The organism is Pedobacter sp. AW31-3R (assembly GCF_052180285.1).
Classification (GTDB): Bacteria; Bacteroidota; Bacteroidia; order Sphingobacteriales; family Sphingobacteriaceae; genus Pedobacter.
In genome coordinates, this window is the sequence record NZ_CP197475.1 from 5,704,999 (window position 1) to 5,721,905 (window position 16,907).

15 protein-coding genes are annotated in these 16,907 nt (G+C 41.5%); 10 read left to right on the plus strand and 5 right to left on the minus strand.

The features are described from left to right. Nucleotide 1: 1 nt before the first annotated feature. Nucleotides 2-1,153: a BT_3928 family protein gene (locus tag ACSBL2_RS23310; protein ID WP_442588958.1), complete on the minus strand. Its 1,152-nt coding sequence runs from the start codon at nt 1,151-1,153 to the stop codon at nt 2-4. Between the two features lie 17 nt (nt 1,154-1,170). Then, nucleotides 1,171-1,707, minus strand: coding sequence for a DUF1599 domain-containing protein (locus ACSBL2_RS23315; protein ID WP_442592250.1), 537 nt, complete (start codon nt 1,705-1,707; stop codon nt 1,171-1,173). Nucleotides 1,708-1,772: 65 nt separating this feature from the next. Between ACSBL2_RS23315 and folP the strand changes: the two genes are divergently transcribed. Then, a complete protein-coding gene (gene folP, locus ACSBL2_RS23320) occupies nt 1,773-2,633 on the plus strand; it encodes a dihydropteroate synthase (RefSeq protein ID WP_442592251.1) in 861 nt (286 codons plus the stop codon). A gap of 28 nt (nt 2,634-2,661) precedes the next feature. Continuing rightward, a complete protein-coding gene (gene cdaA / locus ACSBL2_RS23325; RefSeq protein ID WP_442588959.1) occupies nt 2,662-3,453 on the plus strand; it encodes a diadenylate cyclase CdaA in 792 nt (263 codons plus the stop codon). Between the two features lie 97 nt (nt 3,454-3,550). Here the strand turns inward: cdaA and ACSBL2_RS23330 are convergent, their stop codons facing one another. After that, the gene (locus ACSBL2_RS23330; RefSeq protein WP_442588960.1) at nt 3,551-3,961 is read right to left on the minus strand and encodes a BrxA/BrxB family bacilliredoxin; all 411 of its coding nucleotides are present in this window, start codon (nt 3,959-3,961) and stop codon (nt 3,551-3,553) included. A gap of 241 nt (nt 3,962-4,202) precedes the next feature. On the opposite strand from ACSBL2_RS23330, the gene ACSBL2_RS23335 reads away from it, so the two are divergent. Further along, nucleotides 4,203-4,640: a DoxX family protein gene (locus ACSBL2_RS23335; protein WP_442588961.1), complete on the plus strand. Its 438-nt coding sequence runs from the start codon at nt 4,203-4,205 to the stop codon at nt 4,638-4,640. A gap of 475 nt (nt 4,641-5,115) precedes the next feature. Here the strand turns inward: ACSBL2_RS23335 and ACSBL2_RS23340 are convergent, their stop codons facing one another. After that, a complete protein-coding gene (locus ACSBL2_RS23340; protein WP_442588962.1) occupies nt 5,116-6,567 on the minus strand; it encodes an ATP-binding protein in 1,452 nt (483 codons plus the stop codon). Between the two features lie 286 nt (nt 6,568-6,853). Between ACSBL2_RS23340 and ahcY the strand changes: the two genes are divergently transcribed. The 5 genes from ahcY (at nt 6,854) to ACSBL2_RS23365 (ending at nt 13,334) form a co-directional block, all read left to right on the plus strand. Further along, nucleotides 6,854-8,170 carry an adenosylhomocysteinase gene (ahcY, locus tag ACSBL2_RS23345; protein WP_442588963.1) on the plus strand — a complete coding sequence of 439 codons (1,317 nt, stop codon included), beginning with the start codon at nt 6,854-6,856 and terminating at the stop codon, nt 8,168-8,170. A 227-nt stretch (nt 8,171-8,397) separates the two neighbouring features. Continuing rightward, nucleotides 8,398-9,117 (plus strand): pyridoxine 5'-phosphate synthase, encoded by a 720-nt coding sequence (locus ACSBL2_RS23350; RefSeq protein WP_442588964.1) that lies wholly within the window; start codon nt 8,398-8,400, stop codon nt 9,115-9,117. Between the two features lie 76 nt (nt 9,118-9,193). Continuing rightward, the gene (gene gcvP, locus ACSBL2_RS23355; RefSeq protein WP_442588965.1) at nt 9,194-12,082 is read left to right on the plus strand and encodes an aminomethyl-transferring glycine dehydrogenase; all 2,889 of its coding nucleotides are present in this window, start codon (nt 9,194-9,196) and stop codon (nt 12,080-12,082) included. A 108-nt stretch (nt 12,083-12,190) separates the two neighbouring features. Beyond that, nucleotides 12,191-12,784 (plus strand): YceI family protein, encoded by a 594-nt coding sequence (locus ACSBL2_RS23360; RefSeq protein ID WP_442588966.1) that lies wholly within the window; start codon nt 12,191-12,193, stop codon nt 12,782-12,784. A gap of 151 nt (nt 12,785-12,935) precedes the next feature. After that, nucleotides 12,936-13,334, plus strand: a complete 399-nt coding sequence (locus ACSBL2_RS23365; RefSeq protein ID WP_442588967.1) for a response regulator — start codon at nt 12,936-12,938, stop codon at nt 13,332-13,334. Between the two features lies 1 nt (nt 13,335). Here the strand turns inward: ACSBL2_RS23365 and ACSBL2_RS23370 are convergent, their stop codons facing one another. Beyond that, nucleotides 13,336-14,100, minus strand: a complete 765-nt coding sequence (locus ACSBL2_RS23370; protein WP_442592252.1) for an MBL fold metallo-hydrolase — start codon at nt 14,098-14,100, stop codon at nt 13,336-13,338. Between the two features lie 347 nt (nt 14,101-14,447). Between ACSBL2_RS23370 and recJ the strand changes: the two genes are divergently transcribed. Both recJ and lptB read left to right on the plus strand, forming a co-directional pair. Further along, on the plus strand, nt 14,448-16,151 hold the full coding sequence (recJ, locus tag ACSBL2_RS23375) for a single-stranded-DNA-specific exonuclease RecJ (protein WP_442588968.1): 1,704 nt from the start codon (nt 14,448-14,450) through the stop codon (nt 16,149-16,151). Between the two features lie 8 nt (nt 16,152-16,159). Beyond that, complete coding sequence (gene lptB / locus ACSBL2_RS23380; protein ID WP_442588969.1) at nt 16,160-16,894, plus strand: LPS export ABC transporter ATP-binding protein; 735 nt, start codon at nt 16,160-16,162, stop codon at nt 16,892-16,894. Nucleotides 16,895-16,907 lie beyond the last annotated feature (13 nt).

Below are 16,907 nucleotides of genomic sequence, written 5' to 3' on the forward strand. Positions count from 1 at the left end.
GTTATTTTGCGAAATAAGTTTCCGAGAGTTTTTCAAACGAAGGCATATTCCTGAAGCTCCATTTATTGATCACCACTCCATTTTTTAGCAACAATACACCGGGATTCGCTCTCACCATACTCTTCAGGGGAACAGCATCGGCATAGAAAACCTCTGCAAAAAGCTTCATTCGTTTACTGAAAGCATCGGCATCCTGAGCCGAATTGGAAGTAAGGAAAACAGTCCTGATATTGAACTGCTCCGTTGCATTCAGCGTAAGTGCATTCAGTTTGGCGACCCCCTCTTCATTGGTATCTTTAAGGTTATAAGCGACAATAACCAGGTTATAATAAGGGTTCTCAATCAGTTCTTTGGTATAATCTGTTCCGGAAGCATCACTGATCACCAGGTCTTTGATTTTCACTTCATATCCTTTTTTAATCAGCTTTTGTACAGGTTCTCCAACAATTTCCCAGTTATTGTCTTCCCAGATCCCTGTCTTCAGGTAATCTTTATCGCTCATCTCCTTTTTCTCACCGGTAGCCTTATTCTTCAGCTGGTACATGATCAGGTATTCATCAGGCACAGCGCCTGCAGGAATCTTCATCAGCTCCGGCAGGTTAGCGCCTACTTTATAGGGAAGGAAATCTACTACCGGCAGGTAGCTATAGGTATAGATACTGAAAATGGTCGATACCGCGACCACCGCAATCAGGCCAATTTTCTGTTTCCCTGCATTGCTGGTTACCGGCAGGATCTTATTCCGGTGAATAAACAGGTAAACAATAAGGACAAGTAAGACCAGGTCTTTTGAAAACGACTGCCAGGGGGTCAAAGGAATTGCATCCCCAAAACATCCGCAGGAAGTCACCACCTTGAAAGCTGCAGAGACAAAGGTTAAAAAGGTAAAAAATATAATAATCAGGAGCAATCCCGAAGTCACTTTCTTACTCCAGAAACCGAACAACAACAGGGCACCGAATACAATTTCCAGCACGCATAAAAACATGGCAATTGCTGTCGCGTAAGGATTAAAAAAAGAGAGATGGAAAACATCGAAATATTCTTCGAGCTTATAGCCAAATCCCAGGGAATCATTGGCCTTGATCAGGCCAGACAAAATAAAGAGTACGCCGACGAATATCCTTGAAAAATTTAAAGCAAGCTTGTTCATATAAAAATAATTTAACGCTATTTCACTTCCATCCTGATCAATGCAAAAACTGCATAGTTGAGCATATCCTGATAGTTGGCATGGACTCCTTCGGAAGCGAGTGTTGCCCCCTGGTTATCCTCAATCTGTTTCACCCTGAATATTTTCATGAGAATAAGGTCTGTCAATGAACTGATCCTCATCTCCCTCCAGGCTTCACCATAGTCATGGTTTTTGGCCAGCATCAGGTCTTTAGTTTCCTGAACCTTCTCATCAAATAGTATAGTCACCTCTTCAAGCGGCATCTCGTAAGGATCTGCCTCTGTAAGTTCAGCCTGAATCATAGCCATCACACAATAGTTGACGATGGCTATATATTCAGGAATAATGCCCTCACCTACCTTGGAGATTTTCTTCTCTTCAAGAGTGCGGATACGCTGTGCTTTGATAAATAGCTGGTCCGTAATAGAGGATAATCTCAGGATGCGCCATGCAGTGCCATAATCCTTTGTTTTTTTTAAAAAAAGCGATCTGCAAACTGCAATCACCGCGTCGTATTCTTTTGAGGTATCTATTGCCAAAACAATGAAAATATTTAGTTTAAAGCTGTTTTATTAAGTATTTTTGCACAACTATTATGATGGCTAAAGATACGTTTTTAAACCGAAAAACAACACTAAACCTTAAGGGCGAGCTGATGGACCTGGCTAAACCCTGCGTCATGGGAATACTGAATTTGACTCCCGATTCCTTTTACAGCCACAGCCGTATCAGCAGTATGGATGCTGCACTGGCCAGGGTGGAAGAATGCCTGAGGGAAGGTGCTTCATTCATTGATATCGGGGCTTACTCCTCCCGTCCGGGTGCAGCTGATGTAAGTGCTGACGAAGAGCTGCAGCGGCTTATTCCTGTGATTGAGCTGATCAGCCGGAAATTTCCGGAAGCAAAGCTCTCCATAGATACTTTCCGGGCGAAGGTAGCAAGGGAAAGTATTGAGGCAGGGGCACATGTCATCAATGACATTGCTGCGGGAAATCTGGATGAGGCGATGTTTGAAACTGTAGCAGCACTGAAGGTTCCCTATATTTTAATGCATATGCTGGGCACACCACAGAACATGCAGCAAAATCCGAAATACGCAGGAAATGTGAGTCTGGAGGTAGTGGATTATTTTTCTCCAAAAGTAGAACAGCTGAGAAAGCTCGGTGTGGCAGACCTGATTATTGATCCGGGTTTTGGATTTTCAAAAACTATAGCACACAATTACGAACTGCTGAATGATATGGAAAACCTGAATGTATTTGGCCTGCCTGTCCTGGCCGGTTTTTCAAGGAAATCCATGATCTACAAATTTCTGGGTACCACTCCGGAAACCTCCCTGAATGGCACCACAGTATTGAATACACTGGCCCTGCAGAAAGGTGCGGCTATTTTGCGGGTTCATGATGTAAAAGCAGCAGTAGAATGTATTACCTTGGTTGAAAAAATGCGGCAACCATAATATCTGGCTAAAATAATTAAATTGCAGGATGAAAGGCTTTGACTTTGATTTTCTAAAGATTACCCCAACGGATGTAGTGGACATTTTGTTCGTTGCCTTCCTCATTTATTACACTTATAACCTGATCAAAAATACACTGGCGGTGAATCTGCTGCTGGGCATGTTTATTATCCTGCTGCTGTATTTCCTGGTAGATGCACTCAACATGCGTTTGTTAACAGCGATCCTGAATAAGTTTATGAGTGTGGGAATCATCGCCCTGATCATCATCTTCCAGCCAGAGATCCGGCGTTTTCTGTTACTGATTGGTAAAAACACCTTCCTCCAGAAAAATAAAGCCTGGTGGGGTTATCTTTTTGGGACAAAGGAAAGTGAACGGGATAACCTGGTGCGGATCAAACCAATCATTGATGCCTGCAAGAGCATGAAGAAATCGAGGACAGGCGCCCTGATTGTTTTTGTGAAGTTTTATGATGACCAGCTTTTTGCCAATAGCTGTGAGATTATAGAATCTAAAATATCAAAACGCTTACTGGAAAGCATTTTTCAGAAATACAGTCCGCTTCATGACGGGGCTGTGGTCATCTCTGAAAATAAAATTAAAAGTGCGAGTTGTATCCTTCCCCTTACCGATAATGATAAATTGCCACCGCAATTCGGTTTACGTCACCGTGCAGGTATCGGGGTATCGGAGACTACTGATGCCGTCGCTGTTATTGTCTCTGAAGAGACCGGAGAGATTGCCTACGCAAAACAAGGCCGGGTTCGTATGAATGTTTCTTTCGGAGAGCTCGAAAAACTGCTGAACAAGGATTTCTAACTGAGGATGTAATGCCTCGCAGCAAAACCCTGGTCCAAAAAAAATCCGGCACAAGTCCGGATTCTCCTTCCGGCAGCTGCCGGTCATATTTTTCTGCTTAGCAATATTCGTCAAAAGCACCAATTAAGCTATTGGCAATCATTTGTGCAGGACGGCCTTCAATATGGTGGCGTTCAATCATGTGAACCAGTTTACCATCTTTAAATAAAGCCATTGAAGGAGATGAGGGAGGGAAAGGCAACATATATCCTCTTGCCCTGTCTACTGCATCTTTTTCCATACCAGCGAAAACGGTAACCAGTTTATCCGGATGTTTTTCATTTGCAGCGGCCATCTTGGCAGCAGGGCGTGCATTTGCAGCGGCACAACCACATACTGAATTTACCACGACTAAAACAGTTCCTTCTGAAGTGATCGCTTTGTCTACTTCTTCAGCTGTTTTCAATTCTTCAAAACCCACCGTAGTCAGTTCTGCACGCATAGGTTCTACTAAATATTCTGGATACATATCGAAATGCTTTTATATTAAATTTAAAATTTACTGTTACAAATGTACAGCAAGGTTGAGTAGCATCAAAGGATTACTATTTGGCGGCTCTGTTTTTTACCTTTAAATTACTTTGAACAGCAGCGAATTATTCCGGGAAGCTGTCCGTAGCCTGCTTCCGGCGGAAGCAAATTAAGCACTCAAAAATTAGGATAAATCTTTATTATTTTGTAAATTCAATCAACCAAATTATATAAAGCTTATGAACTTGCTCACAAAAATCCAAAAATGGGGGGATCATCATCACCCTAAATGGCTAGATTATTTCAGGATATTATTAGGGGTGATACTGGTCTGGAAGGGGATCGAATTCGCTGCCAATTTACATGCCTTTACCAACCTGATGAAAGGTGCATTTCTAGGTACGGCCATATCGATCAGCTTAATGGCACACCTGATTATTGTATTGCATATCATCGGGGGACTGTTGATTGCACTGGGTACGCATACGAGATTATTCTGCCTGTTGAATCTGCCGGTACTGATTACGGCTGTTTTCTTTGTCAACCTTTCTGAAAATATCTTCCGCCCGTATTCGGAATTCTGGTTATCCGGACTGGTATTGTTCGGGCTGGTCTGTTTTCTGGTTGAAGGTGATGGGGTATTGTCTATTGAACATGAGAAAAAGCTGGTTGCTTAAGCCCTATCCATAGTGGATATGTTCAAAGAAAGAATCATTCATTCTATAATTATTTAAGAAGCCCGGGTTAGTGTACCGGGCTTTTTTTTGTGAGGATTCCGGTGATTAATTATCTCCTTATAAATAAGGCTGTGTTAAAATCTTCATTGAAAAAGACAGACAAGCTTTGATCACTATCACAATATAATATAGAGGAACCTGTATCTCAGGAGAAGCTTTCGTATACTTACTAGATGGTCACCATATCAAAATCTTTCTGATATACCCAGACCCAATTATTTACGCTCTGCTGTAAAGAGTTACAAAGAGTTTAGTATTGTTCAAAAGATCTGCTATTATGGGGTATATGGTTTAAATACCCACCAACGTAAATTGCAAAATAAAAGATAGGGATTTCGCAATGAAATAACAAATACCTGTTTATCAGTCAATTAAAAACATTTAACTATAAATAGTCTTTCAAAACTAAATAAGATTATGTCCAAAAAGGCACGTAAGAAGCATACTTTTTGGAAGCGCTTTCTGGATCTGAAGACTTGATTAAACCTGAATCAATTGTTTCCGCAATTATTTTGGATGCGAAAGAAACATTGTTCTTTGATATATTAAAACGTTTACGAACTGATTGATTATTTACAGGTTGATTATTTACGTAATGTAAGCACGTATGCTGGTAACAAGCCCTTATTCTATCTTCGTTATTCATCCTTGTCAATTGAGTAGGAGCATACATAATAACTCTAGTATATCCATCACCTTTTATAAATTTAGGGGCGGGCAGTTGATAGTCCTCAATAGATTGCACAGCTCTATCCACCCCGCTACCTCTTTCCTCGCAGATATTTAACCTTCTCATTATTGAAGCTAAAATTTCATTTCTCGATTTAGGTGCAGCATCAATAAACCGATTGGTATCAACCAGAGGTGATCCGGGATTAGTAATTTCAATTCTATCATTGAAGATCTCGATCATAATTCCAGCACCTCGTATAGTAAGATCTTGATGAATGAGCGCGTTTGCTACAAATTCTCTAACAGCAACCTCTGGATACATTTTAACCTTCCTCCTCAAGGCCGTTTCTATTACCTCATTAGAAGGCAGTTGATCCATAATGTAACTGACCAATCCTTCAAACCCTGAAGCGTAGCCTTTAACTCCAACTTGTTCTTTTACTGCGTTCACCCTACTATCACCAGAATAAACAACTACCCTAACTGCTTTACGCCTTAAATCTTTGAATTTTTGCATGTCTTTCGTAAACATCAAAGCACCCAAATTAGTAATATCCCATAATTCATGAGACTTCCTGATCAAACCATCATTAGCTAAAATATTGAGTATACCCTTAGTTGTTTCTGGAAGCCTTTTCTCTTGCAAAGTAAAATAACTATCATAATCAAGAAGGGTAAAAACTTCGTCACCCCCCACGTTTGCCATGGCTATCTGATCTTCAAAATCAAACCCTGAGCTGGTTGCTAAAAGTTGTCCTACTTCATGCTTTGATAATTTTACAGTCTGGCCAGCACTTCGCTTGTAACTATCAAATAAATCGCCACCTCTTAAATAAACTGGCTTCTCAAGATGTTCAGGTATATGTATAAATAGGATAGGATCATTATTGAAATCTATAACAGCGTGGTCTACTCCAATAGGCTGAGCTAAATTATGCCTGGCAACATTACCTATTTTCTTAACGATGTCATCCACCTCAACTTTTGTCAATGGTTTTGAAACTCCTTCATTATTTATCCCAAAGGCAAGAAATCCTCCACCCTTGCAATTTGCAAAAGCAGAAATGTGCTGAGCAAGTCGTTCGCTCTTATCCGAAAGATTGGTTTTCCAATCCAATTCATTCAATTCTTGAGGAAGTGGCTTTAAACTATTTTTCAAAAGCAATACTGCTACATCAATCCAGTCATTCATCATCAAACTCACAATTAGTAATTCATACAGCTAAGGTATTTAAATTTAGTTTTTAAATGTCACAGATTTTACTCACAGTAATATTTAAGTCAAAACGCCTATTAAAAAGACGGTCTACTAGGTTATTATATTTATGCTTATCCTCCTTTTGAATTTGGTCAAACTAATGCTTAATTTTGTATCTTGTAAACAATTCGCATGAAAGCGGTGCCTGCGGAATTCAGCACCATCACTTTCCTAAAAATTCGTTTTACAGGGTAATCAATTTAGAAATTTAAACAATAAATATATGTCATCAGTAGAGACTACATATATCCCTTACAAAGTAAAGGATATTTCACTGGCAGAATGGGGCCGTAAAGAAATTGGATTGGCAGAGGCAGAAATGCCTGGCTTAATGTCCTTACGCGAAGAATTCGGACCATCAAAACCATTAAAAGGAGCACGTATTGCGGGATGTCTGCACATGACGATCCAGACTGCAGTTTTAATTGAAACCCTGGTTGAACTGGGTGCGGAAGTGACCTGGTCATCCTGTAACATCTTTTCTACGCAGGACCATGCGGCCGCAGCAATTGCAGCAGCAGGTATTCAGGTGTATGCATGGAAAGGTCTGAATGAAACTGAATTCGACTGGTGTATTGAGCAAACATTACACTTCGGTCCGGAGCAACAGCCATTAAACATGATCCTTGATGATGGTGGTGACTTAACCAATATGGTTTTCGATAAATATCCAGAGCTGATTGCAGCAATTAAAGGTTTATCGGAAGAAACCACTACAGGTGTTCACCGTTTATACGAACGTATGAAAAACGGAACATTGCATTTACCTGCAATCAACGTAAACGACTCGGTAACAAAATCTAAATTTGACAACAAGTATGGCTGCCGTGAGTCACTGGTAGATGCGATCCGTCGTGCTACGGATGTGATGCTTGCCGGTAAAGTTGCTGTTGTAGCAGGTTACGGCGATGTGGGTAAAGGTTCAGCTGAATCTTTAAGCTCACAAGGTGTGCGTGTAATCGTTTCTGAAATTGACCCGATCTGTGCCCTACAGGCAGCAATGGAAGGTTATGAAGTGAAAAAATTCGCCAATGCCGTGAAAGAAGCCGATATCGTAGTTACGACTACAGGTAACTGTGACATTGTGCGTGCAGAGCACTTCAAAACCATGAAAGACAAAGTGATCGTTTGTAACATTGGTCATTTCGACAATGAGATCGATGTAGCATGGTTAAACACAAACTATGGTGATACTAAAGTTGAAATCAAACCTCAGGTTGACAAATATACGATCGATGGAAAAGATGTGATCCTGTTGGCTGAGGGACGTTTGGTCAACTTAGGCTGTGCAACAGGACACCCAAGTTTTGTGATGTCTGCTTCATTCACGAACCAGACTTTAGCACAGTTAGAGCTATGGACAAACCCGGGTAAATATGAGAACAAAGTATATGTTCTTCCTAAATCCCTGGATGAGAAAGTAGCACGTTTACACCTGGCTAAAATTGGTGTGGAATTGGATGTTCTTGATCAGCATCAGGCAGATTATATCGGCGTACCAGTTGAAGGTCCGTTCAAAGCTGAAGCTTACAGATACTAATCCGTCACAGCAAATATATTTTAAAAAAGGGTGCGCTTCAGGGCGGCACCCTTTTTTGCTTTATTCATTCCCAATTTTTTCATTTCTATTTTGATGGGCGATATTTAACGGTACTGGTTCTTCCATGCAACATCAGCTGCATGCCGTTAATATGCAGGCTGTGCAGACATTCTCACCAGTTTACAATAAGATTATATCGCTTCATATTTTATACTTTATCTTTGTCCATGGCAAAACTATCAGTAAATATCAATAAAATAGCCACGATCCGAAACAGCCGCGGAGGAAACAATCCTGACCTGGTTAAGGTCGCACTTGACTGCGAACGTTTTGGTGCAGAAGGCATCACCGTACATCCGCGTCCCGATGAACGCCATATCCGCTATCAGGATGTTTTTGACCTGAAAGCTGTAATCGCTACGGAATTCAATATAGAAGGCAACTGTAAAGAGCAAAAATTCGTCGACCTGGTCCTGGCCAATAAACCGGCACAGGTTACCCTTGTTCCGGATACAGAGGGACAGATTACTTCCAATCACGGCTGGGATACCATGAAACACCAGGCTTACCTGAAAGAAATGGTCGCCCTGTTCCAACAGGAAGGGATCCGTGTTTCCATCTTTGTCGACCCGGTAAGGGAAATGATCGAGGCGGCACAAACCACAGGTACCGACCGGATTGAATTGTATACAGAGTCCTATGCAGCTAATTATGCAAAAAATCCGCTAAAAGCAATTACCCCCTATACACAGGCTGCACATACCGCCAATAAACTTGGACTGGGGATCAATGCGGGACATGACCTGGATTTGCAGAACCTTAAATATTTCGCGGATCATATTCCCAATTTACTGGAGGTATCTATAGGTCATGCACTGATCAGCGATGCCCTGTACCTGGGACTGGAAAATACCGTTCAAATGTATCTGAGACAATTGTCGAAGTAAAATTTGCAGGGCTATATTCCACTATAAAAAAAACTGAAAATTTAGTACCTTTGCGCAAATTTTATTGCTACACTTCATGAGCTTAAACATTCATTACAAAGAAGACTTTAAAGACCGTCACATTGCCCCTAATACGGACGATACTGAGGCTATGTTAGGCACCCTGGGTCTGGGTTCTGTTGCTGAGTTAATTGAACAAACTGTTCCTCAGAAAATCAGGTTAAAAAAGCCATTGAATTTACCGGCTGCAAAATCTGAGAAAGAATACCTGGCAGGCCTTAAGCAAACTGCTTCCTTAAATAAGGTTTTTACCTCTTATATCGGTCAGGGTTATTACAATACCACTACTCCAGGCGTAATCCTGAGAAATGTATTTGAAAATCCGGGATGGTATACACAATATACGCCCTACCAGGCTGAAATTGCACAAGGTCGCCTACAGGCGCTTTTAAACTTCCAAACCCTGGTAATTGACCTGACGGGAATGAAAATTGCCAATGCTTCTTTGCTAGATGAAGGTACTGCAGCTGCAGAAGCCATGTTTATGCAATACAGCTTGCGCAAAAACCAACAGGCTAAGCAATTTTTCGTTTCTGCATTGCTTTTCCCACAAACGATAGACATTTTAAAAACCCGTGCCCAGCCTTTTGGCATTGAACTGGTGATTGGTGACCATGAAACTTTTGAAGTGACAGAAGATTTCTTTGGTGCCATCGTGCAATATCCTGCTGGAAATGGACAGGTGTTTGACTACCGTTCATTTGCAGAACAATTACATTCAAAAAATGTAAAACTGACTGTTGTGGCGGATATTTTAAGCCTTACCCTTTTAGCGCCTCCGGGAGAATGGGGAGCTGACATCGTTGTCGGTACCACACAGCGCTTTGGTATCCCAATGGGATTTGGTGGTCCGCACGCTGCCTATTTTGCGACTAAAGAAGAATACAAACGTTCTATTCCGGGACGTATCATCGGTGTAACAATCGATAGCCATAACAATTATGCATTGCGGATGGCCCTTCAGACCAGAGAGCAACATATCCGCAGGGACAAAGCCACCTCAAATATTTGTACCGCCCAGGCTTTACTGGCTATTATGGCCGGTTTTTATGCGGTCTACCATGGTCCTAAAGGATTGAAGTTAATCGCAGAAAGAACACATGGCCTGGCCGTTGTACTTTCCGCATCGCTGAAAAGCATTGGTTATGAACCACTGAATGAGGTGTTTTTTGATACCATCCGTGTCGATCTTGGGGCTTTAAAAGATTCAATCCACAGGGAATGTATCGACAATGAAATCAACCTCCACTACAATGGAACGATTGCTACCATTGCCCTGGACGAGACGACTGCTATTGAAGATATCCAGTTGCTGAACAAAATATTTTCTAAGGTTAAAGCGATCGCAGCGGACAGTGTAGAATTGGTGAACGACAAAAACGTAGAAACTGTTATTCCTGAAACACTTCAGCGGACTTCAGCCTACCTGTCGCATCCTATCTTTAATTCGCACCATTCAGAACATGAAATGCTGCGTTATATCAAGTCACTGGAAGCAAAAGACCTTTCTTTATGCCACTCGATGATTGCTTTAGGTTCATGTACCATGAAACTGAATGCGACCACAGAAATGATTCCTGTAACCTGGGCTGAGTTTGGCCAGGTGCATCCATTTGCGCCGGCAGATCAGGTAGCAGGTTATTATACCGTTTTCAACGAACTGGATAAGTGGTTGAGTGAAATCACTGGTTTTGCGGCGATGAGTTTACAGCCCAATGCAGGTGCTCAGGGTGAATATGCCGGTTTAATGGTGATCAGAGCGTATCACCAGGACCGTGGAGATTTTAACCGTAACATTGCACTGATCCCATCCTCAGCACATGGTACCAATCCAGCTTCTGCTGCGATGGCAGGAATGAAAATTGTGATTGTAAAATGTGATGAGCAGGGAAATATTGACGTGGCAGACCTGAAAGCGAAAGCTGAAGAACATGCAGAAAACCTGTCTTGCTTCATGGTGACCTATCCTTCTACCCATGGTGTATTTGAAGAAAGTATCGTGGAAATCTGTGAAGTTATTCATGCAAACGGTGGACAGGTGTATATGGATGGTGCAAATATGAATGCACAGGTTGGCCTGACCAGTCCTGCAAACATTGGTGCCGACGTATGTCACCTGAACTTACATAAAACATTCTGTATTCCTCACGGTGGTGGTGGACCGGGTATGGGTCCAATTGGTGTAGCAGCTCACCTGGTTAAATATCTGCCAGGTCATGCCGTAGTCAACATCAATAATGAAAAATCCATTCCCGCAGTATCTTCTGCACCATGGGGATCGGCATCTATCCTTATCATTTCCCATGCGTATATCGCTATGATGGGCGGTGATGGATTGAAAAAGGCAACAGAATATGCGATATTGAATGCCAACTATATGAAAGCACGTCTGGAAGAGCATTACCCTGTTCTATACTCAGGAAGTAATGGCCGTTGTGCACATGAGATGATCCTTGATTGCCGCGGATTCAAAAACTTCGGTATTGAGGTTGTTGACATTGCAAAAAGACTGATGGATTATGGATTCCATGCGCCAACAGTATCCTTCCCTGTAGCAGGAACCTTAATGGTAGAGCCTACGGAGAGTGAGCCAAAACATGAGCTTGATCGTTTCTGCAATGCCTTAATTGCCATCAGACATGAAATTACTGCCATTGAAAACGGGGATCTTGACAAAAAAGACAACCCATTGAAAAATGCACCCCATACTGCGGCACAGATTACTGGTGATGAATGGGAGCATGCCTACAGCAGACAAACTGCAGCATTCCCATTGGCCTATGTTGCTGAGCACAAATTCTGGCCTTCTGTAGGAAGAGTAAATGATTCGCATGGAGACCGCGCACTGATTTGTTCATGCCCTCCTATCGAAAGTTATATGGAAGAAGAATCTGCTGTACTTTAATCCAGATTATCTATATATTTAGCTCAATATTTTTTGTCCTGTTTTCTCCGTTACACTTATAATGGAGAAAACAGGCAAATACTGAAAACGCTAAACAATATCCCATATATGAAATCAAAATTGACATCTGCAGCCTTACTATTATTTGTACTTGCTGCCTCTTCTTTTAAAGCGGCTTCCTTGAAAGAGGACGTTTATAAGGTTGATACTGAAAAATCCACACTTACCTGGGAAGGTAAAAAGTTTGCTGGTGCGCATAACGGCACGATCAAGCTGAAATCCGGCACCTTAAATTTTAACGGAAAAAGCCTGACCAAAGGTGGTTTTGTGATTGATATGGCATCGATTAAAGATGCCGATAACAGTGCAAATCTTGAAAACCATTTAAAGGCGGACGACTTCTTTGGCGTGGATAAATTCCCAACGGCTACTTTTGTGATTAAAAAAGTAGTGAACAGTGGTGCCAATAAAGTAAATGTAACCGGCGATTTAACCTTAAAAGGGATCACTAATGCGATCTCATTCCCTGCAACAGTGGCCTGGAATGCAGATGGTTCCCTGACAGCTGTAGCCGAGAAAGTTATGGTGGACAGGACCAAATATGGCATTAAATTTAAATCTAAATCGGCGATGCCGGATATAGGCGATAAATTCATTTACGATGAGTTCGAATTGAATATAAAACTGGTTGCTAAAAAATAATTATGAATTATTTTTAGTAGTAAAAGGACTATCCCATAAGGCGATAGTCCTTTTTTAGTAAATAATATCCACCATGTGAATACTTTACAGTTCTATTTTATATCTTTATTCATTCTGCTCTCACCATACCAATGATAAACTAAAAAACCTAATGAAATCAAGAATCAATCTCCTTGTAATTGACGATGATGATATAAATATATTCATTATTAAAAAAATTGTTGAAAAAACAGGGTACGATGCGCAGATGGTATCAAAAACCAACGGTCAGCTTGCTATCGACTATATTAAAGAATTGATAGATAACCAGCAGCCACTTCCCCATTTAATATTAATCGACATCAATATGCCGGTATTAAATGGATGGGAATTTTTGGAAGCTTATGAGGCATTGTCGATTGAAGACAGTATCGACATGTATATGCTTTCTTCTTCTGTGTATGAGAACGACATCGAAAAAGCGAAAACGTATAAAACAGTAAAAGGGTTTATCTCTAAACCCCTTTCTATTGAACGTCTGATTGAACTTTTCGAAGATAAACAGGGCTAGTTTAAACTATTTTAAACTGGCCTTCATGATATTCAATGTATCCGGTGGTCTTCGTTTTTCCGTGGTAAAAGAGGCAATTCCAGCTTTCAAGCGCAGCCCTTTTACCATATTCTTCCCTTAACTCCATCGCTTTACGGCCATCAAAGTCATACTTGGCAATAAACTTCCTCAGCAATTCTTCGGGTTCAGGAAGTACATCGCCACCAAAGAACACCTTATCATTTCCATCATCCAACAACCATGCCTGGTGATAGGGTGTATGCGCACCGGTGAGTTCATGGCTGATTCCTGGTATAAAAGATCCGGACTCATCTACAAATTCCAGCTGGGCATTACGCTGCAGGAATTCAAAGATCTCCGTTTTATAGGAGGATGATGCATTTGTAAATGCGCCTTCCCATTCTCCGCGCTGGATCACGTAGGTCGCATGTGGAAAACTAAGTTCCATCATATTCCCCACCTGGTGTACCATTCCTCCTGAATGATCGAAGTGCAGATGTGACATCAGTACATATTTCACCTCCTCAGGATCAAATCCTGCTTTCCTGATATTTTCGTGCAAAATCATATCTCCCTTTTCATTGCTGTAGCCCAAACCTGTATCCAGTAAAATCAGGGTGTCATTTAACTGAACAAGAAATGGCTGAACACTGATAAAAAGTGACGCAGGCCTGTCTTTGGGGTTATCTTTCTTAGGATCAAAAGGAAGGAACTTTTTATCTGCAGCTACGGAGTACGATCCTTCATATAAAGTAAAAACTTGCAATGGCATAGGTATTAGTCAAAAGAATAATTATGATATATTTACAAAGATATAGAACCTGCATGAACTTAAAGTCACGGAACTCTATAAACAGTAATTCATGCAAGCCCTGTCAGTAAAAATTAAAAAAGAGAAGAACATAATGTGACCTGCGTATAGTGCAAGCTCCATTACAGATGAAAAACAATAAATACTAAATGGAACCTGCAAAGCAAGCTCCATTACAAGTGAAAAACAATAGATACTAAATGGAACCTGCGAAGCAAGCTCCATTACAAGTGAAAAACAATAGATACTAAATGGAACCTGCGAAGCAAGCTCCATTACAGATGAAAAACAATAAATACTAAATGGAAAAACGATGGGTGCAGGCAATACAAGGCGATAAAGAAACTACAGACTCGCTTGCACAACAACTCAATATAGATACCAGCTTAGCACAGATTTTGGTACAAAGGGGGATTCTTTCCTTTGATGAAGCAAAAGATTTCTTCCGTCCGCAGCTGGCACAGCTGCATGATCCTTTCTTAATGAAAGACATGAAAAAAGCGGTTGACAGGATAGATAAGGCACTATCTGCCGGGGAAAAGATCCTGATTTATGGAGATTATGATGTAGATGGAACCACATCAGTAGCTTTGGCCTACAGTTTCTTCAGGCAATTCAGCTCAAACCTGGAATATTACATTCCTGACAGGCATAAAGAAGGATATGGGATTTCCACGGCTGGTATCGACTATGCACATACCAAAGGGATGACCTTAATTATAGCACTCGATTGCGGCATCAAGTCAAACGATAAAATTGCCTATGCGAATACCTTAGCCATAGACTTTATCATTTGTGACCACCATTTACCTGGAGACACCTTACCGGATGCGGTAGCCATCCTGGATCCGAAAAGACTGGATTGCCCCTACCCTTTCAAAGAGCTTGCGGGCTGTGGGATCGGCTTCAAACTGGCACAGGCCTATAGCATCACCCACCATCTCCCTGCGGCCAGCTACGAGCAATACCTTGATCTGGTTATGGTGAGTATTGCAGCAGACATTGTACCCATTGTGGATGAAAACCGGACCCTGGCTTATTTCGGACTGATTAAGCTCAACACCAATCCTTGTATTGGATTAAAAGCATTGATGGAAAGTTTTGGCAAAGCCAAAGACTTTACGGTGACCGATGTGGTCTTCACCCTGGCTCCAAGAATTAATGCCGCAGGAAGAATGGACCACGGAAATCAGGCCGTAAAGATGCTCCTTTGTACAGAAGACGAGCTGGCCAAGGAACAAAGCCTCTTTATCAATATCCAGAATACCGACCGTAAAACATCTGACCAGCACATTACTGCTGAGGCGCTGGCACTTATTGATGAGTCAGAAATCCTGATCAACAAGAAAACCACGGTCGTTTATAATGAAAACTGGAATAAAGGCGTTATTGGAATAGTAGCTTCCCGATTAACGGAAAAATATTACAGACCCACTATTGTGCTTACCCATTCCAATGGATTTCTTACCGGCTCCGCAAGATCGGTACAAGGATATGATTTATATGAGGCCCTCTTAGGTTGTGCCGATTTACTGGTACAATTTGGCGGACATAAATTTGCTGCCGGTCTGACCATGAAACCGGAAAACCTGGCAGCCTTCGCCGATCGATTTGAAGAGATCGTCTCTTCTACCATCACAGAGGAATTACTCTGTCCGGAGATCCAGATTGACAGCGAAATACAACTGAACCAGATAGATGGAAAGTTCCAGCGCATTATCGCCCAGATGTCCCCTTTTGGGCCAATGAATCCAGCTCCGGTATTTATCAGCCGAGACCTTGTGTACGTAGGTAAACCCTATGTTGTAGGATTAAAACATTTAAAGTTGAGTGTTAAACAACAAAATTCAGCTATTTTTGAAACGATAGGGTTTGGCCTGGCGGAATACGAAAGCCTCCTGCGGCCCGATCAACCCTTTTCCATTTGTTATACAGTGGAAGAAAACATATGGAAAGAGCAGAAACGCCTTCAGTTAAATATTAAGGCGATAAAAATTCATAATTAGGAATAGACATGATACTAAGAGCTGACCACCTCATCAAGAAATACAAGCAACGGACCGTCGTCAATGACGTTTCATTCAGTGTTAGCCAGGGAGAGATCGTAGGTCTTCTAGGCCCCAATGGAGCGGGGAAAACCACTTCATTCTATATGATCGTGGGTTTAATCAAGCCCAATGAAGGAACGATTTTCCTTGATGATGAAGACATTACAAAGAATGCAATGTATGAGCGTGCCCAAAAAGGAATCGGGTACCTGGCACAGGAAGCTTCAGTTTTCAGGAAACTCACGGTAGAAGACAATATTCTGTCTATTCTGGAGATGACGGATATGAAGAAAGAAGAACGCCAGGAAAAACTGGAGGAACTGATTGATGAGTTCAGTTTACACAAGGTAAGGAAAAACAGAGGGGACCTGCTCTCCGGCGGAGAGCGCAGAAGAACAGAAATTGCCCGTGCACTTGCTGCCAGTCCCAACTTCATTTTACTGGATGAACCCTTTGCAGGAGTAGATCCGATTGCTGTAGAGGAAATACAGACAATAGTTGCAAAACTTAAAAACAAAAACATAGGTATTCTTATTACTGATCATAATGTACAGGAAACGCTCTCTATTACGGACAGGGCCTACCTGCTTTTTGAAGGAAAAATATTAGAGTCTGGAACACCGGAAGTCCTTGCTGCCAATGAAATGGTAAGAAAAGTATACCTGGGTTCAAACTTTGTCCTTCGCAGTAAAAACTTATAATCGACTAACCAAA